General features: G+C 65.7%; 19 protein-coding genes. 7 read left to right on the forward strand and 12 right to left on the reverse strand.

Annotated elements, in window-relative coordinates; genetic code table 11:
* Nucleotides 1–57 precede the first annotated feature (57 nt).
* Nucleotides 58–213 (reverse strand): DUF3096 domain-containing protein, encoded by a 156-nt coding sequence (locus BCCGELA001_RS36230; RefSeq protein ID WP_008562090.1) that lies wholly within the window; start codon nucleotides 211–213, stop codon nucleotides 58–60.
* Between the two features lie 222 nt (nucleotides 214–435).
* On the opposite strand from BCCGELA001_RS36230, the gene BCCGELA001_RS27165 reads away from it, so the two are divergent.
* Complete coding sequence (locus BCCGELA001_RS27165; protein WP_008562088.1) at nucleotides 436–789, forward strand: DUF1236 domain-containing protein; 354 nt, start codon at nucleotides 436–438, stop codon at nucleotides 787–789.
* A gap of 276 nt (nucleotides 790–1,065) precedes the next feature.
* On the opposite strand, the gene glyS is transcribed toward BCCGELA001_RS27165, so the two are convergent.
* From glyS to BCCGELA001_RS27195, 6 genes are all read right to left on the reverse strand, one after another.
* Complete coding sequence (glyS, locus tag BCCGELA001_RS27170) at nucleotides 1,066–3,177, reverse strand: glycine--tRNA ligase subunit beta (protein ID WP_008562078.1); 2,112 nt, start codon at nucleotides 3,175–3,177, stop codon at nucleotides 1,066–1,068.
* Entirely contained in the window at nucleotides 3,177–4,115 is a 939-nt protein-coding gene (locus BCCGELA001_RS27175; RefSeq protein WP_060736728.1) for a glycine--tRNA ligase subunit alpha, read from the reverse strand. Before BCCGELA001_RS27175 ends, glyS begins: the two co-directional genes overlap by 1 nt.
* 224 nt (nucleotides 4,116–4,339) lie before the next feature.
* Nucleotides 4,340–4,531 carry a hypothetical protein gene (locus tag BCCGELA001_RS27180; RefSeq protein ID WP_008562073.1) on the reverse strand — a complete coding sequence of 64 codons (192 nt, stop codon included), beginning with the start codon at nucleotides 4,529–4,531 and terminating at the stop codon, nucleotides 4,340–4,342.
* Between the two features lie 104 nt (nucleotides 4,532–4,635).
* Nucleotides 4,636–5,544 (reverse strand): S49 family peptidase, encoded by a 909-nt coding sequence (locus tag BCCGELA001_RS27185; protein WP_008562071.1) that lies wholly within the window; start codon nucleotides 5,542–5,544, stop codon nucleotides 4,636–4,638.
* Between the two features lie 214 nt (nucleotides 5,545–5,758).
* Entirely contained in the window at nucleotides 5,759–6,526 is a 768-nt protein-coding gene (locus BCCGELA001_RS27190) for a tRNA1(Val) (adenine(37)-N6)-methyltransferase (protein WP_008562069.1), read from the reverse strand.
* Nucleotides 6,519–6,746 carry a putative signal transducing protein gene (locus BCCGELA001_RS27195; RefSeq protein ID WP_008562067.1) on the reverse strand — a complete coding sequence of 76 codons (228 nt, stop codon included), beginning with the start codon at nucleotides 6,744–6,746 and terminating at the stop codon, nucleotides 6,519–6,521. Before BCCGELA001_RS27195 ends, BCCGELA001_RS27190 begins: the two co-directional genes overlap by 8 nt.
* 133 nt (nucleotides 6,747–6,879) lie before the next feature.
* Between BCCGELA001_RS27195 and BCCGELA001_RS27200 the strand changes: the two genes are divergently transcribed.
* The 5 genes from BCCGELA001_RS27200 (at nucleotide 6,880) to BCCGELA001_RS27220 (ending at nucleotide 11,483) form a co-directional block, all read left to right on the forward strand.
* Nucleotides 6,880–7,887 carry a polyprenyl synthetase family protein gene (locus BCCGELA001_RS27200; RefSeq protein WP_060737863.1) on the forward strand — a complete coding sequence of 336 codons (1,008 nt, stop codon included), beginning with the start codon at nucleotides 6,880–6,882 and terminating at the stop codon, nucleotides 7,885–7,887.
* A 254-nt stretch (nucleotides 7,888–8,141) separates the two neighbouring features.
* Entirely contained in the window at nucleotides 8,142–8,657 is a 516-nt protein-coding gene (locus tag BCCGELA001_RS27205) for a winged helix-turn-helix transcriptional regulator (protein ID WP_008566133.1), read from the forward strand.
* A gap of 1 nt (nucleotide 8,658) precedes the next feature.
* Nucleotides 8,659–9,921: a beta-ketoacyl-ACP synthase II gene (gene fabF, locus BCCGELA001_RS27210; RefSeq protein WP_060736729.1), complete on the forward strand. Its 1,263-nt coding sequence runs from the start codon at nucleotides 8,659–8,661 to the stop codon at nucleotides 9,919–9,921.
* A 58-nt stretch (nucleotides 9,922–9,979) separates the two neighbouring features.
* Entirely contained in the window at nucleotides 9,980–10,612 is a 633-nt protein-coding gene (locus tag BCCGELA001_RS27215) for a LysE family translocator (protein ID WP_060736730.1), read from the forward strand.
* Nucleotides 10,605–11,483: an alpha/beta fold hydrolase gene (locus BCCGELA001_RS27220; RefSeq protein WP_060736731.1), complete on the forward strand. Its 879-nt coding sequence runs from the start codon at nucleotides 10,605–10,607 to the stop codon at nucleotides 11,481–11,483. The genes BCCGELA001_RS27215 and BCCGELA001_RS27220 overlap by 8 nt, the downstream gene beginning before the upstream one ends.
* Nucleotides 11,484–11,607: 124 nt before the next feature.
* Here the strand turns inward: BCCGELA001_RS27220 and BCCGELA001_RS27225 are convergent, their stop codons facing one another.
* From BCCGELA001_RS27225 to BCCGELA001_RS27235, 3 genes are all read right to left on the reverse strand, one after another.
* A complete protein-coding gene (locus tag BCCGELA001_RS27225; protein WP_060737864.1) occupies nucleotides 11,608–12,492 on the reverse strand; it encodes a 4-(cytidine 5'-diphospho)-2-C-methyl-D-erythritol kinase in 885 nt (294 codons plus the stop codon).
* 111 nt (nucleotides 12,493–12,603) lie between these two features.
* Nucleotides 12,604–14,400, reverse strand: coding sequence for a tetratricopeptide repeat protein (locus BCCGELA001_RS27230; protein ID WP_008564982.1), 1,797 nt, complete (start codon nucleotides 14,398–14,400; stop codon nucleotides 12,604–12,606).
* A 324-nt stretch (nucleotides 14,401–14,724) separates the two neighbouring features.
* Nucleotides 14,725–16,386 (reverse strand): electron transfer flavoprotein-ubiquinone oxidoreductase, encoded by a 1,662-nt coding sequence (locus BCCGELA001_RS27235; protein WP_060736732.1) that lies wholly within the window; start codon nucleotides 16,384–16,386, stop codon nucleotides 14,725–14,727.
* A 145-nt stretch (nucleotides 16,387–16,531) separates the two neighbouring features.
* On the opposite strand from BCCGELA001_RS27235, the gene BCCGELA001_RS27240 reads away from it, so the two are divergent.
* The gene (locus BCCGELA001_RS27240) at nucleotides 16,532–17,344 is read left to right on the forward strand and encodes a uracil-DNA glycosylase (RefSeq protein ID WP_060736733.1); all 813 of its coding nucleotides are present in this window, start codon (nucleotides 16,532–16,534) and stop codon (nucleotides 17,342–17,344) included.
* Nucleotides 17,345–17,456: 112 nt separating this feature from the next.
* Here BCCGELA001_RS27240 and BCCGELA001_RS27245 read toward each other — a convergent pair whose 3' ends face one another.
* Together BCCGELA001_RS27245 and BCCGELA001_RS27250 are read right to left on the reverse strand one after the other, a co-directional pair.
* Nucleotides 17,457–18,965 carry a glycosyltransferase family 39 protein gene (locus tag BCCGELA001_RS27245; protein WP_008565002.1) on the reverse strand — a complete coding sequence of 503 codons (1,509 nt, stop codon included), beginning with the start codon at nucleotides 18,963–18,965 and terminating at the stop codon, nucleotides 17,457–17,459.
* Nucleotides 18,966–19,174: 209 nt separating this feature from the next.
* On the reverse strand, nucleotides 19,175–20,008 hold the full coding sequence (locus BCCGELA001_RS27250) for a ribonuclease HII (RefSeq protein WP_060737866.1): 834 nt from the start codon (nucleotides 20,006–20,008) through the stop codon (nucleotides 19,175–19,177).
* Nucleotides 20,009–20,037 lie beyond the last annotated feature (29 nt).

Below are 20,037 nucleotides of genomic sequence, written 5' to 3' on the forward strand. Positions count from 1 at the left end.
CTTACACCATTTTGGGCGGGCCCGCGCAAGACGGACAGTTCCGAAAAGTGAAACCGCCTAGAAGCGGAGCCACTTCAGGAGCCCGAGCCCGATCGCGCCATTCACGATGAGGAAGATCGCGACGATCAGGTTGAGCAGCCGCGGCATGATCAGGATGAGCACGCCCGCAATCAACGACAGGATCGGCGAAATGTGGGCGACGGTGATGTGCATGAATTATCTTTCTGTGAGTGAGACGAATCGCTGCCGGATCATAGCGATCCCGGTTCCGCGAGTGGAGACGCGCAAGGCCGATGCGGGTTCCCGGCCCCACGAAAACTGCCCGAAATTGCCGCTGATGCGGCAGGGCGTTTGCCGGAACATTGCGTAGTCGCATGCATTGGCAAGCGATCGCGCCATTGGCGCATCCGAAAAATCACGTCGAAGGAGTTGTCCATGCGGAACAGGATTCTTGCTCTTGCAGCGCTCGCGGCCGCGATCGGCTCGCCTTTTGCGGCGCAGGCGCAAAGCGGTGTGACCGTCGGACGCGCGCCCGCCGTGGTCGACAGTGAGCCGACCATTGCGGCCGATCAGCGGCTGGCCTTCCGCGATTATGTCGTCGAACAACGTGTGCCGGCCTTCCGTGTCCCGGATCGCGTGGTGGTCGGCGCCACCTTACCCGAGGTCGGCGTGACTTATTATGACGTGCCGCAACGCTTCGGCGCCACGACCTATCGCTACACCGTCGTGAACGGCGAGACGGTGCTGGTCGAGCCGCGCTCTCGCCGCATCGTCGAGGTGATCGACTGAGAGAGACCAACTGAGATCGACTAGATGTCCGGCGCGTCACGTCAGGCTGGCGCGAGCAGTATAGAAACGGACATCAGGCCCCGCCCGGTTCTCCCCCCGCCGGGCGGGGCTTTTTTTGTGGCGTTACTCTCGTGTCCCGGGCAAGCGAAGCGCGACCCGGGACCCAGAAGCCCCGCGCACGCGGCCAATATCGGCCCCGGCTCTGCAGCGCATCACGCCGCGAAGAGGCGGCGCACTGCGCTGCGTCCGGGGCACGAGAGCCGCAATACCCGCGCCTCAATCCTGGATCTTCGAGAAATCCGCCACCGCACGCGTGGCGCTGCGGATCTCGTTCAGCAGCTTCAGCCGATTCTCGCGCACCTTCGCATCATCGTCGTTGACGCGAACCTTGTCGAAGAACGCATCGACCGGCGGACGCAGCTTTGCCATCGCGCTCATGGCCGCAGCGAAATCTTCCTTGGCGACGGCAGCACTTGCTTCCGCCTTCACCTCGCCGATCGCGTTCGCCAGCGCCTTCTCTTCATTGAGGCTGTAGAGCGCAGCATCCGGCGCGCCGCCGAAGCTGCGCTTGTCCTTCTTCTCCTCGATCGAGAGGATGTTGCTGGCACGCTTGGTGCCGGCGAGCAGGTTCTTGCCGTCGTCAGTATCGAGGAATTTACCGAGCGCCTCGACACGTCGGACGATCATGAGGAGATCGTCCTGGCCGCCGAGCGCGAACACGGCATCGACGAGATCGTGCCGTGCGCCCTGCTCGCGGAGCTGGACCTTGAGGCGATCGGCAAAGAAGGCGAGCAAATCGCTCGGAAGCTTTTGCGCATCGGCCGGCTTCACCGACAGACCAGCGAACGCGGACGCAGCCACCTTCATGAGCGACAAACGCAACGAATTCTCGGCGATCAACCTGATCGCGCCCAAAGCCGCGCGACGCAGCGCATAAGGATCCTTGCTGCCCGTTGGCTTCTCGTCGATGGCCCAGAAACCCACGAGTGTATCGAGCTTGTCGGCGAGCGCGACGGCGACGCTGACCGGATCGGTCGGCACGCGGTCCGCGGGACCTTGCGGCTTGTAATGCTCCTCGCAGGCTGCGGCGACGGAGGCATCCTCGCCCTGCGCCAGCGCGTAATACTTCCCCATGAGGCCCTGCACCTCCGGGAATTCGCCGACGACTTCAGTCAGCAGATCCGCCTTTGCAAGTTGCGCAGCACGTTTGGCCTTCGCGACATCTGCGCCAACCAGCGGCGCGATCTCCGCGGCGAGCCGCTCGATGCGCTTGATGCGTTCCGCTTGCGTGCCGAGCTTCTCGTGGAACACGATCTGCTCGAACTTCGGCAGCCGATCCTCGAGCTTGGTCTTCAGATCCGTCTCGTAGAAGAACTTCGCATCGCTCAGCCGCGCGCGGATCACGCGCTCGTTGCCGGCGATGATGGTGCTGCCGCCGTCGGTCGCCTCGATGTTGGCGACCAGGATGAACTTGTTGGCGAGCTTGCCCGTCTTGTCAGTGCTCTTGGGATCGCTGACGACGAAGCATTTCTGGTTGTTGCGGATGGTGGCGCGGATCACTTCGGCGGGCGTCGCCAAAAACTCCCGCTCGAACGAACCCATCAGCACGACCGGCCATTCGACGAGGCCGGCGACTTCATCGAGCAGGTTCTGATCCTCGACGAGCTCGTATCCTTGCGCGAACGCAAGCTGCTTGGCGTCGGTGAGGATCGTGTTCTTGCGTCGCTCCGGATCAAGCACGACTTTCGCCGCGAGAAGCTTCGCCTCGTAATCCTCGAACCGGCGCACCTGAATGGGCGCCGGCGCCAGGAAGCGATGGCCGTAAGTGGTCTGGCCCGTCTCGATCCCGTCCACCTCGAACTTCACGACATCGGGCTCTTCGGTCTCGGGCCCGAAGGTCGCGGTGATCGCGTGCAGCGGACGCACCCAGTTCAGCGAGCCCGGCTTGCCGGAGCGCGCGCCCCAGCGCATCGATTTCGGCCAGGGGAAGGTGCGGATGATCACGGGCAGGATTTCAGCGAGCACGTCGATGGCGTCGCGGCCGGGCTTCTCGATCAATCCGATGTAGAAGTCACCTTTGGGGTCGCGCTGGATTTTTGCTTCATCCAGCGACTTCAGACCTGTCGCCTTCAGGAAGCCCTGCACGGCCGCATCGGGCGCGCCGACCTTAGGCCCGCGTCGTTCGGTTTTCAGGTCCGGTTGACGCGCGGGAATGCCGTGCACGGTCAGCGCAAGGCGGCGCGGCGTCGCGAACGCCTTTGCGCCTTCATAGACGAGGCCCTCGGCGACCAGCTTGTCCGTGACCATGCGGCGCAGATCGTCGGCCGCCTTCCCTTGCATGCGCGCGGGGATTTCTTCGGAGAACAGTTCAAGCAAAAGATCGGGCATCAGGCCGCTCCGCCCGCTTCAGTATGGATCCAGGCTTCGCCGCAGGCTTTTGCCAATTCGCGCACACGCAGAATGTAGCTCTGCCGCTCGGTCACGGAGATCACGCCGCGCGCATCGAGCAGGTTGAAGACGTGGCTCGCCTTGATGCACTGGTCATAGGCCGGCAGCGCCATCAGATGCTGCTTCTTGTTGCCGCCTTCGCGCCAGCCGGCGTCGAGATATTTCCGGCAGGCCGCCTCGGCCATCTTGAACTGCTCGAACAGCATCGCGGTGTCGGCATACTCGAAATTGTGCCGGGAATATTCCTGCTCCGCTTGCAGGAAGACGTCGCCATAGGTGACCTTCTGATCACCATCGCGGCCATTGAAGTTGAGGTCGTAGACGCGGTCGACGCCCTGCACATACATCGCGAGCCGCTCGAGCCCGTAGGTGAGCTCGCCGGCAACCGGTGCGCATTCGAAGCCGGCGACCTGCTGGAAATAGGTGAACTGGCTGACTTCCATGCCATCGCACCAGCATTCCCAACCGAGGCCCCAGGCACCCAGCGTCGGGCTTTCCCAATCGTCCTCGACGAAGCGGATGTCGTGCACGGCGGAATCGATGCCGATCGCGGCGAGCGACTTCAGGTACAGCTCCTGAAGGTTCGGTGGCGACGGCTTCATGATGACCTGGAACTGGTAATAGTGCTGCATCCGGTTCGGGTTCTCGCCATAGCGGCCATCCTTAGGCCGGCGCGAGGGCTGCACATAGGCGGCGTTCCAAGGCTTCGGCCCGAGCGCGCGCAGCGTGGTCGCCGGATGGAAGGTGCCCGCGCCCATCTCCATGTCGTAGGGCTGCAGGATCACGCAGCCCTGCTCGGCCCAGAACCGCTGGAGCGCGAGGATGAAGCCCTGGAACGACCGTTCCGGGCGCATATGGGCGGGCAAGGAGGCGTCCATCGTCAGATCGGGCTCTCGCGGGGGGTTGAATCGCGCGGGACCGTATCGACGGCGGGGGTGGGAATCAAGGCGAAGGGGGCGGATTCGGGCCAATCAGCCCATCGTCCCGGGAGTGTCGTAGGGTGGGCAAAGGCGCACTTGCGCCGTGCCCACCATCGTTCAATCCGATGCTGCTCGTGGGCACGCTTCGCTTTGCCCACCCTACGGCAGCGGTTGTGCAGCGGCTACCCCGGCCGGTAGGCTCCGGTCACGGGGTCACGCTTCAGCGTCTTGATGTCCCCCATGGGGGCGGCCTCGGCGACGCGCGACAGGCGCATCTCCTCCAGCTCCTGGTTGATCCGGAGTGCGGTCTTGTAGGCCCAGCGGACCACGGCAAGCCCGCCCAGGACGCCCGCGAAAGCGACGAACGGCGGCATCGGTCGATCCTTGTCTCATGCTCAGCCCCCACGCGCATTGTTGCGCAGATGGACCTGCGCCGCAATTGGCGCCGCCCGGGCCAAATGGCGCGGGAGGGCGTTGCCTAGAACCCGAATTTCGCCCAAATCGCCCGCGTCTCGACCGCCGAGATCAGCTCGTCCGGCAGGCCGGCGATTGATTCCAGAGCCGAAAGCTGCCCCGCGCCCGGCGATTTCCGCCCCATCAGGCCGGAAAGCAAACCGGTCGGTTGGGCGATCACGGGGGTGATAACCTTCTCGCCATAGCGGGCACGAAGAGTTGAGCGGAGGTCGCCGATGCTGTCGGCCAGTCCCAACGCCACCGCGCTCTCGCCGGCCCAGTATTCGCCCGTGAACAGCGTGTCGTCGTCGCCCTTCAGCCGCGTGCTGCGGCTGTCCTTGACCAGCGCGATGAAGATCTGGTGGATCTCACGCTGGATTGCCTTGAGCTTGGCGACGTCATCCGGGTTCTCCGGGAGGAACGGATCGAGCATCGCCTTGTGCGCGCCGGCGGTGTACAGGCGCCGCTCGATGCCGAGCCGCCTGATCGCGTCCTGGAAACCAAAGCTGCCGCCGACGACGCCGATCGAGCCGAGGATCGAGGAGGGATCGCAGATGATCTCGTCGCCCGCGCAGGCGATCATGTAGCCGCCGGAGGCGGCAACGTCCTCGACGAAGACGAGCACGGGCAGCTTCTTCTCCGCCGCGAGCTGTTTGATCCGGAGATAGATCTGGCGCGACTGCACCGGCGAGCCGCCGGGCGAGTTGATCACCAGCGCCACCGCCTTGGCGTTGCGATAGGAAAACGCCCGCTCCAGCACGCGCGCGACACCCGCGAGCGTCATACCCGGACGCAGCGGCGTCACCGCGCCGATCACGCCAGAGAGGCGGATCACCGGCACCACCGCCGTGCCCGGGCGGAACCGCGCCGGAAGATATTGCATGAGCTTGTCGGCCAGGCCGGAACTCTCACGATCGTTCAATTGTTCGGCCATGCCGTTACCTCTGTTTAACCATTTCTTATCACGCGACTGTCATTGGAATTGCCTGGAACGTGTTTTGCAGATTTTCCGTTGGGAGGCTGCAATGAGGCAGTGGAGAACGCCATGAAAATCTATCTGCTGATGCTGCTGATCGGTGCGCTGTTCATGGCGATCCGCCTGACGACGCCGCAAGAGCAGCAGTCGGAATCGCTTCCGCAGTAAGCCGTCACGGCTCCGCCAGCGGCAAGACCGCTCTCCCCTCCAAAATCTCCTTCACCTCGTTATTAGGCACGCGTGACTCGTCGTTGAGCACGAGCCCCGGCAGCAGGCGCGTCGGGGCCCGGCCGCCTTTCACCGCGCGCACCAGGATGCGGATGGCCGGCCGTCCCGCCTCGCCATGAACCGGCAGGACCGACAGGCTGCCGAAGCCGCGTGACAGCGCTGCCAGAACGTCCGCGATCCCATCCGCGCGCCAGATCAGCGTCAGCACACCATTCGAACGAAGAATCCGCCGCGCCGCATGCACCCACGCATGCAGGGTCTGCTCCGTCGCGACATGCGCGCTATGGCGCGCCTGGTCCGGCGAGCCGCGATGTCGCACCGGGTCGTTGAAGGGCGGATTCATCAGCACCACATCGGCGCTGTCAGGCCCGAGCCCATGAGCCGCAAAAGCCTGCGCATCGGCGGTGACGTCGAGCACGACCGTCTTGGCCGTCATTCCATTCGCCGCCGCATTGGCGCGCGCGAGCTCCGCCAGTTCCGGATCGATCTCGACCAGGCTGAGGCGGATTCCCGCCACGCGCCGGGCCAGCGCAAGGCCCGCCGCGCCGATGCCGGCACCGAGATCCACCACATGATCGCCTGCCTTGGCCTGAGTGGCCGCCGCGAGCAGGATGGCGTCGTGCCCGGCGCGATGGCCGTTCCGCTTCTGCTTCAGCCGCAGCTGGCCGCCAAGAAAAGCGTCCTCGGTGATGTCAGCTGCGGCCTCAATCATCGCCGCGCAATTCGTGGCTGAGGCCGGCCTCGGTGAGGAGCGCCCTGGCCTCCTCGGCGTCATCCTCATGCACCAGGATCCGTCGCGGCAGGATGCCGAGCGAGCCCTCGATGATGCTCATGTTCTGGTCGAGCACCAGATGATGGATGTTGGCGCCGTCGAGCAGCGCGCCGATCGCCGACACCAGCACCATGTCGTTGGTTCGCACCAGTTCACGCAAAACGTAGGTCTCCTGCCTGAAAAAGGGGGCAGCGGCAAATGTCAATGGTTCTGCGGCCCTTGCCGCATCCGCCGCCAGTTTCTATTGTCTTTCCATCAGAATAGCCCTTCCGGGGCAAATATTGGAGACCGGCGTGGCCGTCATCGTACCTTTCGAAACTCCCGGCGCGTCGATCGAAGAGCTGGTTGCCCTTGTCGCCCCTGACATGGCGCGCGTCAACGCCACGATCCTGTCGCGGACCGGCTCGGACGTGACCATGATCCCGGAGGTCGCCAACCATCTGATCTCCTCCGGGGGCAAGCGCCTGCGGCCGATGCTCACCCTCGCCATGGCCAACCTCGCCGGCTACACCGGTGACGGCCACATCAAGCTCGCGGCCTCCGTCGAGTTCATGCATACGGCCACCCTGCTCCATGACGATGTCGTCGACGAGAGCGAGATGCGCCGCGGCAAGCTGTCGGCGCGCATGCTCTGGGGCAACGAGGCGAGCGTGTTGGTCGGCGACTTCCTGCTCGGCCAGGCCTTCCGCATGATGGTCGAGGTCGGCTCGCTGCGCGCGCTCGACATCCTCTCTGCGGCCGCCGCCACCATCGCCGAGGGCGAGGTGATGCAGCTTGCGGCCGCCAAGAACACGGCGACCACCGAGGATGAATATCTCGCCGTGATCCGCGGCAAGACCGCCGAGCTGTTCGCGGCGGCCTGCGAGGTCGGCCCCGTGATTGCCAACCGCCCGAAGGCCGAGCAGACCGCCTGCCGTTCGGTCGGCATGAATCTCGGCATCGCCTTCCAGCTCGTCGACGACGTGCTCGACTACGGCGGCAAAAGCGCAAAGCTCGGCAAGAACACCGGCGACGATTTCCGCGAGGGCAAGATCACCCTGCCTGTCGTGCTCGCCTTCCGCCGCGGCAACGACACCGAGCGTGCCTTCTGGATCCGGGCGCTCGAGCGCGGCGAGATCGGCGATTCCGATCTCGACCACGCCATCGGCTTGATGAACAAGCACCGCGCGCTCGAGGACACGCTGAGCCGCGCCCAGCACTACGGCGCCATGGCGGTCGACGCGCTGGCGCTGTTCCCCTCCTCGCCGATGAAGAGCGCGCTGGAGCAGGTCGTGGCGTTTTGCCTGGCACGGTCGCATTAGGCGCTTCGCCGGCACGACGCCGTTGAAGTCGTCGCGACTGCATCAGCCGTCATTGCGTGAAGCGCAGCGACGAAGCAATCCAGAATCTTGCTGCGGAAGCGGTCTGGATTGCTTCGCTGCGCTCGCAATGACGGAACAAGGTGCGCCAACCCTTTCCCCAACTCGCATTCTCAGAATGAAGCTACTGCTCCGCGCCTCGCAGCTTGCCGCCTGGTGACTTGCGTTTTGCAAGTTACTATCCTACGTTCCACCCCATGCAACCCAAATCTCCCTCGATCCTCGAATGCCCCGTCGGCCGCGCCGTGGAAACCGTCGGTGAATGGTGGAGCATCCTGATCCTGCGCGATGCGTTTCAGGGTACGACGAAGTTCGACGAGTTCTCGCAGAGCCTTGGCATCGCGCCGAACATCCTGTCGCGGCGGCTTGCGCATCTCACCGAAAGCGGCATGTTTGTCCGGCGCCGCTATCAGGAGCGACCGCCGCGCTACGAATATGTGCTGACAGACAAGGCGCGGGACTTCTTCCCCGTGATCGTGGCGCTGCTCGCCTGGGGCAACAAGCATCTCGCACCCAAAGGCGAATCCATCCTGCTGGCGAACCGCAGCGACGTCCGTCCGCTCAATCCGGTCGTGGTCGATGCCGTCGACATGCGGCCGATCACGCTCGCCAATGCGGTGGTGGTCGCAGGCCCCCGCGCCAGCCGCGGGATGCGCGCGCGCCTCGCTTCGCTCAAAGCCATGAACCCGGCCATCGCGCCGGCTGGAGACTGACATGCGTCGTATCGTCGTGACGGGAATGGGCGCGGTGTCGCCACTCGGCTGCGGTGTCGAATTGTCGTGGCGGCGGCTGCTCGCGGGCCAGAGCGGACTGCGGCCGTTGCCCGAATGGGCGCAGGCGCTGCCGGCGCGTATTGCCGGACGCGTGCCCGACAAGGCCGATGATGCCGAGGGCGGCTTCGATCCCGCTCAGGCAGCCGCGCCGAAGGACCAGCGCAAGATGGACCGCTTCATCCTGTTCGCGCTGCTCGCCACTGCCGAAGCGGTCGCGCAGGCCGGATGGACGCCGCAGAACGCGAGCGCGCTGGAGCGCACCGCGACGATCATCGCCTCCGGCGTCGGCGGCTTTCCGGCGATGGCGGAGGCTGTGCGCATCACCGAGCAGCGCGGCGTCCGCCGGCTCTCGCCCTTCACGATCCCCTCGTTCCTCGCCAATCTCGCCGCCGGTCATGTCTCGATCAAGTACGGCTTTAGGGGCGCGCTGGGCACGCCCGTCACGGCCTGCGCCGCCGGCGTGCAGGCGATCGGCGATGCCGCGCGCATGATCCGATCAGGCGAAGCCGATGTCGCGATCTGCGGCGGCGCAGAGGCCTGCATCGATATCGTCAGCCTCGGCGGCTTTGCGGCGGCCCGCGCGCTGTCGAGCGGCTTCAACAATGCGCCCGCGCGCGCCTCGCGCCCGTTCGATCGCGACCGCGACGGCTTTGTGATGGGCGAAGGCGCCGGCATCCTGGTGATCGAAGCACTGGACCATGCGCTCGCGCGCGGCGCGACGCCGATCGCGGAGATCCTCGGCTACGGCACGACTGCGGATGCCTATCACATGACGTCGGGCCCGCCCGATGGTGACGGCGCGCGTCGCGCCATGGAGATCGCGCTACGGCAGGCGAAGCTTGCGCCCGCGGATGTGCAGCACCTCAATGCGCATGCGACCTCGACGCCGGCCGGCGACGAGAGCGAGCTAGGCGCCATCGCCGCGTTGTTCGGCCGCAACCGCGGCATTGCCGTCAGCGCGACCAAATCGGCCACCGGCCATCTGCTTGGTGCCGCCGGCGGGCTGGAAGCAATCTTCACCGTGCTCGCCTTGCGTGACCAGATCGCGCCGCCGACGCTCAATCTCGAAAACCCCGATCCGGGCGCGGACGGCATCGACATCGTCGCAGGCAGCGCGCGGCCGATGCCGATGCAGCATGCCATCTCCAACGGATTCGGCTTCGGCGGGGTGAACGCCAGCGTGATCTTCCGCCGGATCGGCTGAACGGAGGTCTTTGAACGAGAGGCCTTGCAATCGCGGCGGGCTTCGTTACCAAAACAGCATGATCGAACCGAATTTCTGGCTGTTCCTGGCCGCCGCTGTCCTCATTGCCGCCATTCCCGGCCCCGGCATCTTCTATGTCGCCGCACGGACCTTGTCGGAGGGGCGCGCCAGCGGTTATGCATCGACCGCGGGCACGGCACTGGGCGGACTGGTTCACGTGGTCGCGGGCAGCCTCGGCATCTCCGCGATCATCCTGGCCAGCGCCGAGCTGTTCGCGGCGGTGAAGTTCGTCGGCGCGCTCTATCTGGTCTGGCTCGGCATCAAGACGTTTCGCAACGCCGGCCGCGCGCTGTCGCTCGCGGGCGAGCCCATCGGCGACAAGCGCGCATTCCGCGACGGCGTGCTGGTCGAGGCGCTGAACCCGAAGACCGCGGCTTTCTTCCTCGCCTTCATTCCACAGTTCCTCGATCCCGCGGGATCGAACCCCACGCTGCAATTCATCGTGCTCGGTGCGATCTCGGTGGCCCTGAACACCCTCGCGGACGTCGTGGTGGTGCTGATGGCCTCGGCAACGCGCGCACAGCTGATCGGACGGCCGCATCTGATGCGGCGTCTCACGCAATCCTCCGGCGTCTTCATTGCCGGCCTCGGCCTTTCACTTGCGCTGGCGCGGCGGCCGGCAAATGGCTAGCAAGCCACAAAGCCGCTATTACGAGTCGCACGGCCTGCGGCTGCACTACGCGGACTGGGGCAACGAAAGCGCGCCCGTCGCCATCCTGGTTCACGGCGGCCGCGATCATTGCCGGAGCTGGGACGTCATCGCCCGGTCGTTGCAGCCGCATTTCCATGTCATCGCACCGGACCTGCGCGGTCACGGCGATTCCGACTGGACCAAAGGCGGCAGCTACGCGCTGACGGAGTATGTGTACGATCTTGCGCAGCTAATCCGCAGCATCGCGGCGCCTGACGTCACGCTCATCGGCCATTCCATGGGCGGCATGGTGAGCCTGATCTTTTCAGGATCGTTCCCCGAGCTGGTCACCAAGCTGGTCGTGCTCGACGGCGTGACCATGTCGCCGGATGCACAAAAACCGCCTGTGCATGAGCGCATTGGCAAATGGGTGGCCCAGCTCGACAGGCTGCACGACCGCACGCCGCGCCGCTATCCGACCCTCGACGATGCCGCGGCGCAGATGATGCTCCACAACAAGCGCCTCGCCCGCGACCTCGCGCTGCATCTTGCCACGCATGGCGCGCGGAAGAACGAGGACGGCACCTATAGCTGGAAGTTCGATCCCTATCAGCGCGCCAGCGCCCCGCACCGGCTCTGGCCGGACGACCACGTCGCGCTGTGGTCGCGCATCGCCTGCCCGACGCTGCTGCTCAATGCCGGCGAAAGCTTTCTGGCAGGCGCAGAAGCGGCAGGCCTGGAGCGCTATTTCCCGAACGCGCGCATCGCGACCATCGCCGGCGCAGGACACTGGCTGCAGCATGACAAGCCGCAGGAGGTGTTGGGCGAGATCCGGCGGTTTCTCGGGCTGGACGCGGAAAGCAACGGCTAGCTCACCTGCCGTAGGGTGGGCAAAGGCGCCACAGCGCCGTGCCCACCATGCATCCAAGTTGGAGAATAGGAGTGGTGGGCACGCTTCGCTTTGCCCACCCTACGGCACCGTTGCCGGGAAATACCTAGCTCAACGTCCCCGCATGCACCCACCAGCCGGGGTGATCGCGCCGGGTCCGTTCGGCGGCGGCATGGGCGTCGGCCGGCGCGCCATAGATGGCAAAGCAGGTCGCACCCGAGCCGGACATGCGGGCGAGCTTGACGCCGGCGGAATCGCGCAAGGCTTCCAGTACCTCGCCGATCACCGGCTCGATGCGCATCGCGGGCGCTTCGAGGTCGTTGCCCACCGTTTCGAGGACCTTAATCCAATCGGCGATGGAGCCGCCCTCCTCCGGCCAGGCCGGGGCGCGGATGACGTCGGTGACGCCGACCAAGAGCTCGCCGTTGCGCAAGCCCAGCGCCTTGAACACGTCCTGGGTCGCGACGGGCACGCGCGGATTGACCATGACGCAGGGCATGCTCGGCAGCGCCAGCGGCAACAGCTGCTCGCCGACCCCGGTCATGTCGCAGGCGCGCGAGACGAGGCACACCGGCACGTCCGCGCCGGTCGCGAGCGCGACCTTCTTAATGCGGGGATCATCGAGCGGCAGATCGTTGAGACGCGCCAGGAGCCGCAGCGCCGCCGCGGCATCCGCCGAGCCGCCGCCGATGCCGGCTGCGACGGGGAGCACCTTGTCGAGCGCGAAGGCGCCGAGCTTCAGGCCGGGAACGGCCTCGGCCAGAAGCCTAGCGGCCTTGATCACGAGATTGTCGGCGGTATCGCCGCAAGCCGCAGCCAACGGTCCGGTGGTGATGAGCTTCAGCTCGCCGCCCGGCTCCAGCGTCAGCCGGTCAGCGCAGTCGGCAAACGCGACCACGCTTTCGAGATCATGATAGCCGTCGGCACGACGGCCGACGACGCGAAGGCTCAAATTGACCTTCGCGCGCCCCTCTTCAATCAACGCCGACATCGGCGACACGCCCCCAACTTCAGATTCTCGTTGCGCATGATCTCCGCGCAAACGCGTTCAGCGTTTGTCGCGAGGAAAACCGCTACATACTTTTCCGGATCATGCGCCAGCTCAGCCGCCCCTGCCGTCGTCCTTTTTCTTCTCGGCCTGCGCCGCGGAAGAGTTCGAGTTGTCGTCCGGAAGGCCGTTGGCGATCTTGGCCTCGATCTTCGGCAGCTCTTCCGGCTCGGGCTTGAGATCGCGCGCATGCGACCACTGGAATTTGGCTTCCAGCGTGCGGCCGACGCGCCAATAGGCGTCGCCGAGGTGATCGTTGATGGTGGGATCCTCGGGCTTGAGATCGATCGCGCGCTCGAGGTTCTTCACCGCTTCCTCGTAATTGCCGATGCGGTAATAGGCCCAGCCGAGCGAATCGACGATGTAGCCGTCGTCGGGACGCTGCTCGACGGCACGCTTGATCATCTTCATGCCTTCGTCGAGATTCACGCCCTGGTCGATCCAGGAATAGCCGAGATAGTTGAGGACGTGGGGCTGGTCGGGCTGGAGTTCCAGCGCCTTCTTCATGTCGGCCTCGGCCTTGCTCCACTGCTTGGAGCGCTCCTCGCAGATGCCGCGATAATAGTACCAGACGCTGTTGGCCTTGTCGTTGCCGGCCGGGAGCACCTCGATGCCTTGCGAATAGGTCGCGCCGCAATCGCCGAACCGCTTGCGGCCGCGCTCGATGTTGCCGAGCGCCATGATGGCTTCGAGATCCTTTGGATCCTCCGACGTGACGCCCTTGAGGATCTTGATCGCCTCGTCGGTGCGGTCGGCGGAATCGAGGTCGATGGCCAGCTGGATCTGCGCGTTGCGCTTGAGCGGCGAGGACGCGGGCACGCGCTCATAGACCTTGATCGCCATCTTCGGCCGCTTCACCGACTCATAGAGATCGGCGAGCGAGAGCAGCGCCAGCGGATGGCTGGGCTGGAGGTAGAGCGCCAGCTGAAGATAGACCAGCGCCAGATCCTCGCCGCCGCGGCGGGTCAGCGTGGCGCCGATGCCGTAGAGCGCTTCGGCGGCGCCCGCTTGCGCCGAATCGACCAGCGGCGACATCTTCTTGCCGGCCTTGGTGTCGCGCAGGCCTTCCTGAATCAGCGGATGACGCGCGAGCTTCTTGTCGAAGGCCTGGTAGACATTGGTCGCCGCGGCGGAATCCTTGTTGCGCGACAGCCAGCGCCCATAGGCTTCGGTGACGCGCAGCATGGAATCGTCGAGCTTGTAGGCGCGCTCGAAGCGCGTGCCGGCGTCCTTCTCCTTGCCGGAGAGCTCGAGGATCATGCCGGTGTGGAGGTCCTTGAACAGCGGGTACCATTCGGGACCTGTCAACTTGTCGATGGTGGCGACACCACCCTTGGCATCACCCGCGCCATAGGCGGCCCAGCCCGACAGCAGCGTGGCGACGAGATCGGTGATGGGACCGCGGATCGACTGGTTGATGTTGGTTTGCGCCGACGCGTACTTCTTCAGCTTGAGATCGTGCACGCCGACCACGAGGCGCGCGACACGGTTGGTCTTGTCGATGGTGAGGATGCGCTCGGCGAGCTTGACCGCCTCCTCGATGTCGCCGTCGGCGACCGACGAGATGAAGGCGCGGTCGAGCAGCTCGTTGTTCTTCGGGTCGGTGCGTAAGGCGGAGCGATAGAATGCGGCGGCCGAGGCCGCGTCACGCTCGACACTGGCGTGGCGGGCGGCGAGATAGCTGCCGGCACCGGTCAGCGACTTCAGATCGTTTCGGGTCGGAAACTGCGCCGCCGTGTTCTCCGGGTGATCCGGCGTCTGCGCCAGGACCGCGCCAGGGACCGCCACGAGCGCGGTGCCCATGAAGGCGATGGCGGCAGCAGTCCAGCGGTTGAAACGATTTGAAAACATCAGGGCTCGCCTTGAGTTGGTAGTGCCTGGGTTTGCAGCAGAGGGCCGTATCGCATGCGAACGCGGCCGGTGGCATCGGGACCCGGAACCGTCAGGCCGACAATGCCGCTTTTGGCGCTTCGCCGCAAGGATTCGGACCGGCGATCACCGCCGCACGCCCCAAATCGGCCAGGTGAATCCGCCAACAGCGCCCCAAGACGCCGCTACTATGGCCTTATCGTGGCCGCGGGCCGCTTCCGTAGTCCGGTTCTCACGCGAACGTGCGCACATGACCGGGGCCGCGTAACCTTGGTCACATTGGCCCTGGCTGGACGGGATTTGGGCCTACATCGCCTCGTAGTTTGGGCCGCCGCCCCCCTCCGGAGGAACCCATGTGATGTTGCCGTTCGGGTCCTTCACGTCGCAGGTTTTGCAGTGGACGCAATTCTGGGCGTTGATCTGGAAGCGCGGGCTCGTCCCCTCCTCGACCCACTCATAGACGCCAGCGGGGCAATAACGGTTCGAGGGACCGGCATAGACGTCGTGCTCGGAGGTCTTCTGCAGGTTCATGTCAGTCACCTTCAGATGGACCGGCTGGTCCTCCTCATGATTGGTGTTGGACAGGAACACCGAGGAGAGCTTGTCGAACGTGATCTTGCCGTCGGGCTTCGGATAGTCCTTGGGCGCGTGCTGCTTGGCTGGATCGAGCGTGGCACGATCATGCTTGAGATGGGATTGCGTGCCGAACAGCGACGCGCCGAACAGCGTGTTGCACCACATGTCGAAGCCGCCTAGCGCGACGCCGAGCACGGTGCCGAACTTCGACCACAGCGGCTTGACGTTGCGGACCAGGAATAGGTCCTTGCCGACCGACGAGGACCGCCAGGCATTCTCGTATTCGATCAGTTCGTCATTGGCGCGCTCGGCCGCAAGCGCGGCTGCGACATGCTCGGCCGCGAGCATGCCGGTACCCATCGCATTGTGCACGCCCTTGATGCGCGGCACGTTGACGAAGCCGGCCGCGCAGCCGATCAGCGCGCCGCCGGGGAAGCTGAGCTTCGGCACCGACTGATAACCGCCCTCCGTGATGGCGCGCGCGCCGTAAGCGAGCCGCTTGGCGCCCTCGAACGTGCCGCGGATCGAGGGATGGGTCTTGAAGCGCTGGAACTCGTCGAACGGCGACAGATAGGGATCGTCGTAGTTGAGATGCACGACGAAACCGACGGCGACGAGATTGTCGTCGTAGTGATAGAGGAACGAGCCGCCGCCGGTCTTCATGTCGAGCGGCCAGCCGAAGGAATGCTGGATCATTCCCTTCTGATGCTTGGCCGGATCGATCTGCCAGACTTCCTTGAGGCCGATACCGAATTTCGGCGGCTCGCTCTTGGCGTCCAGCGCGAATTTGTTGATGAGCTGCTTGGTCAGGCTGCCGCGGGCGCCTTCGGCGAACAGCGTGTACTTGCCGAGCAATTCCATGCCACGGGTGAAGGAATCCTTCGGCTTGCCGTCACGGCCGATGCCCATGTCGCCGGTGGCGATGCCCTTGACCTTGCCCTCCTCGTCATAGAGCACTTCGGCGGCGGCAAAGCCCGGATAGATCTCGACCCCGAGCGCCTCGGCCTTGCGCGCCAGCCAGCGGCAGACATTGCCGAGCGAGCCGATGTAGCAGTGATGATTGTTCATCAGCGGTGGCATCATGAAGTTCGGCAGCTTGATCGCGCCGGCGCCCGTCATCCAGAAGAAGCGGTCGTCCTTCACCTGCGTCTTCAGCGGACAATCGGAATCTTCGCGCCAGTCCGGAATCAGCTTGTCGAGCCCGGCCGGATCGATCACGGCGCCGGAGAGAATATGCGCGCCGACCTCGGAGCCCTTCTCCACCACGACGACGTTGAGATCGGCATTGAGCTGCTTCAGCCGGATCGCCGCGGCCAGGCCTGAGGGGCCGGCGCCGACGATGACGACGTCGAATTCCATGGATTCGCGCGGGGGAAGTTCTTCGGTGCTCATCTGATCTCAGCCCTTGAGACGGTCCTTGGTCATTTGCGCCCTCTTGTTTCCGATTTTTCCGGGCAGGACAACCTCGGAAATGCGTTTCGCCGGGGTGCAAGGGGGTGCAAGGCGCCTTAAACTGAACTAATAGTCAGACTTTCCCATGATCCCCGAACCCGCACCCACCGTCCGCGAGCTTCTCGCCTTCTATCTGGAGGCCGGGGTCGACTGCGCGCTCGCGGAGGAACCGATCGACCGCCTGGCGGAATTGGATGCTCCGCCGCCGCCGCCGCGCGCGGCAGCTCCGGCCGAGGCACCGCGGCCGGTCGCAGCGCCCGCGGTCATGCGCGGCGAGAGCGCCCCTGCACCGGACGTTGCGATCGCGTCCGCACGCGAGGCCGCGCGCACCGCGCCGACGCTGGAGGCGTTACGCGAGCTGATGCAGAGCTTCGAGGGCTGCGCGCTGAAGCACACCGCCACGCGGCTGGTGTTTGCCGACGGCAATCCGAAGGCGCGCGTCATGTTCGTCGGCGAGGCACCGGGGCGCGACGAGGACATCGAAGGGCTGCCCTTCGTCGGCCGCAGCGGCAAGCTGCTCGATCTGATGATAGGCGCCATAGGTCTCAACCGCACCACCGCCTACATCGCCAACGTCATACCCTGGCGGCCGCCCGGCAACCGCACGCCGACGCCGCAGGAGACTCAGATCTGCCTGCCCTTCATCCAGCGTCAGATCGAGCTGGTGAATCCGGATGTGCTGGTCACGCTCGGCAATCCCTCGACGCAGACGCTGCTGTCGACGCGCGACGGCATCATGCGCACGCGCGGCCGCTGGTTCGACTACGACACCGGCCAGCGCACCATTCGCGCGCTGCCGACGTTTCACCCGGCCTATCTGTTGCGCTCGCCGGCCTACAAACGGCTGGCGTGGCAGGATCTGCGGTCGATCGCGAAGGCGCTGGCACAAGGCGCGTGACGTTCCATCTCCGTCATTGCGAGCGCAGCGAAGTAATCCAGAGTGCCTCCGCGGAGATATCCTGGATTGCTTCGTCGCAAGAGCTCCTCGCAATGACAACCGAGAGAGCGCGCTACGTCCCCTTCGGCCGCACGATCGCCCAACCGATGCGCAGGAGCTGTTGGCGGCCGGTGACCAGCCATTCGAAGGCGCGCGGGACTTCCGGCACGATGTCGGGGAAGCGCTTCAGGATCTCCGGCGGCGGCGTGCCGGCAGTGTCGGAGGCGCGCCAGACGACGACACCGCCGGTTTCCCTGAATTTGGTCTGGTTCATCCACGGCGTGCGCGCAGGATCGGCGTCGATGAACAGATGCGGCCGGCCGGAATGCAGCGTGATCAGGCTCGCAAGCTGAGTCTCGCCGGCGACCGCGCGCAGGCGCTGGTTGGTGCGACGCGCGAAGCTCTCGTCGAAGAAATCCGCGATCGCGCGCGCCGGTATCGAGGTCGCGATTTCCCCGGTGCCGGTCCAGGGCATGAGCAGGACGGCGAGCACGACGCCGATGGCAGGCGCGACGACCGCGGCGGCCCACACCATGCGCAGCATTCGCGCGCGGCGCATCGCGATCAGATCGCCGGCGGCAACGACCACGGCGAGGCCCGACATCAACAGCACAACGGCGGCGCCGCCGACGACGGATTCCAGCCCGAGCAAGCCTGAGATCAGCACCGCCCCGAGTGCGGGCGCGGCCGCGAAGAAATAGACGAAATTGCGCGCGAGCGGCGCGACCGGCGGCCGGTAGATGATCGGCGGCTCCTCGCCCTTACCGGCAAACAGGCCGGTGTTGAGGAAAGTCAATGCGGGGATCGCCGCCGCGCCAAGCACGAGGCCACCAAGCAGCCAGGCTGCGTGCAGCGCGCGGGCGTTGAGCTCGGAGGCCTGCGGCAAGGCCGGCAGCGTCAACGTCTCGGCACGCATCAGCCAGACCGCGTAGGGCAGCGCCAGCACGGCGACCACGATCGATGCGAACAGCGGATCCAGCCCGCGCAGCGTCCTGCGACCGCCGGCGGTCGAAACCGCGAAGGCGACGATCAGCAGGAGAAGGAAGATCGCCGCAGGCGTCGTGAGCAACAGCAGGCCGGCCTCGATCGACCAGGCGAACCAGGCATTGCCGCGGCGTTGGCCGATGATCTGCCAGGAGTGCAGCAGCAACAGCGCCCAGAGCGGCCGCGCCAGCACCAGCGGACCGAAATCGAGCGCAGGCGAGGAGAAGGCCAGCACCGTCATGGTCAAGAGCACGGCGAGCACCGCCTGCTGCGAGCCGACCACGGCGCGGGCGAGATAATAGAGCGCAATGAAGGTCGCGATCTCGCAGAGCTGGGCGAGGACATAGACACCCAGCATGTGGCCGCCGGCGGCGCGATAGGAGATGTCGGCTAGCCAGATCGGCAAGGGCGGGCCGAGATCGGTGCCGACCTGGTACTCCCGGCCGAAGGCCAGCAGCGTCGCAAGGGTGCCGGGCGGGCTGCGGTAGAACACCAGCGCGACGAACAGCCACATCGCAGCCTGCAGCAGCACGGCGATCCACACGATCAGCCGCGGCCGGGCGCGAATGAGCTCGATGACCAGGGAGGTAAACCGCATGCAACGTCCGAAAGATGCAGCCAACCCGTCCAGCCGGCCCTATTCGCTCACATCTGATTTGATAAAGGGCGCTGCGGGTCGTGGCAACCGCCGCACGTCGTAATGCCCGGGCTTGTCCCGGGCATCCACGTATTTCGGAGCGGCAGCAGAAGACGTGGATGGCCGGGTCAAGCCCGGCCATGACGAATGAGAAGTTGTACCGGGATCAGCTAGAGATTTGCGGCGGCACTGGTCTCGACGCTCGCCTCCACCCGCACCTCGACCTCGGTCACCGAGAACAGGTCGTGCACCGGCTCGACCGTCCACGGCATGTGCTTGGCGCGGGCGGCGGCGACGGGGGCGAAGAAGCTGCGGTGGTGGATGGAGGGGCCGAGACGGTCGAGTGCGTCGAGATGCTCGGGGACGGCATAGCCCTTGTGCTGCTCGAAACCGTAGCCGGGACAGTCCTGCGCCAGCGCGCACATCAGCCGGTCGCGGGTGACCTTGGCGACGATGGATGCCGCCGCGATCGACAGCACGATGCCGTCACCGCCGATCACGGCTTCGCAGTCGCATTCCGTGTCGAGCCGGTCGCGGCCGTCGACGAACACGTGCCGGGGCCGTTCAGGCAAAGCCACCACCGCGCGCTTGAGCGCCCATAGCGAGGCGCGCAGGATGTTGTCGCGGTCGATCCGCGAAGGCGAGGCGACGGCAACCGAGACTTGCGCGGTGGCGCAGATCTTGTCGAACAGCTTTTCGCGTTCCTCGGCGGTCAGCCGCTTCGAATCGTCGATGCCGCGCGGGATACGATCGGGATCGAGAATCACCGCCGCCGCCACCACGGGACCGGCGAGCGGGCCGCGGCCGGCCTCGTCGCAACCGGCCACCGGCCAGACGCCGCGCTTGATCAGCGCGCGCTCGCGGCGGAAACTCGGCGGCGCGATGGCGATGATGCCTTTCTTGCCAGCCGGAGCTTTGGCTGCCTTGCCAGGCGTAGCCTTCGTCGCAGCATCCTTTGCTGGTGCGGCCCTGGCCGGCTTCCTGACAGACTTGTCCCGAATCATGGCCGGGATCGTGCGCAACCAGCCGGGCC

It is taken from the genome of Bradyrhizobium sp. CCGE-LA001 (genome assembly GCF_000296215.2).
Classification (GTDB): domain Bacteria; phylum Pseudomonadota; class Alphaproteobacteria; order Rhizobiales; family Xanthobacteraceae; genus Bradyrhizobium.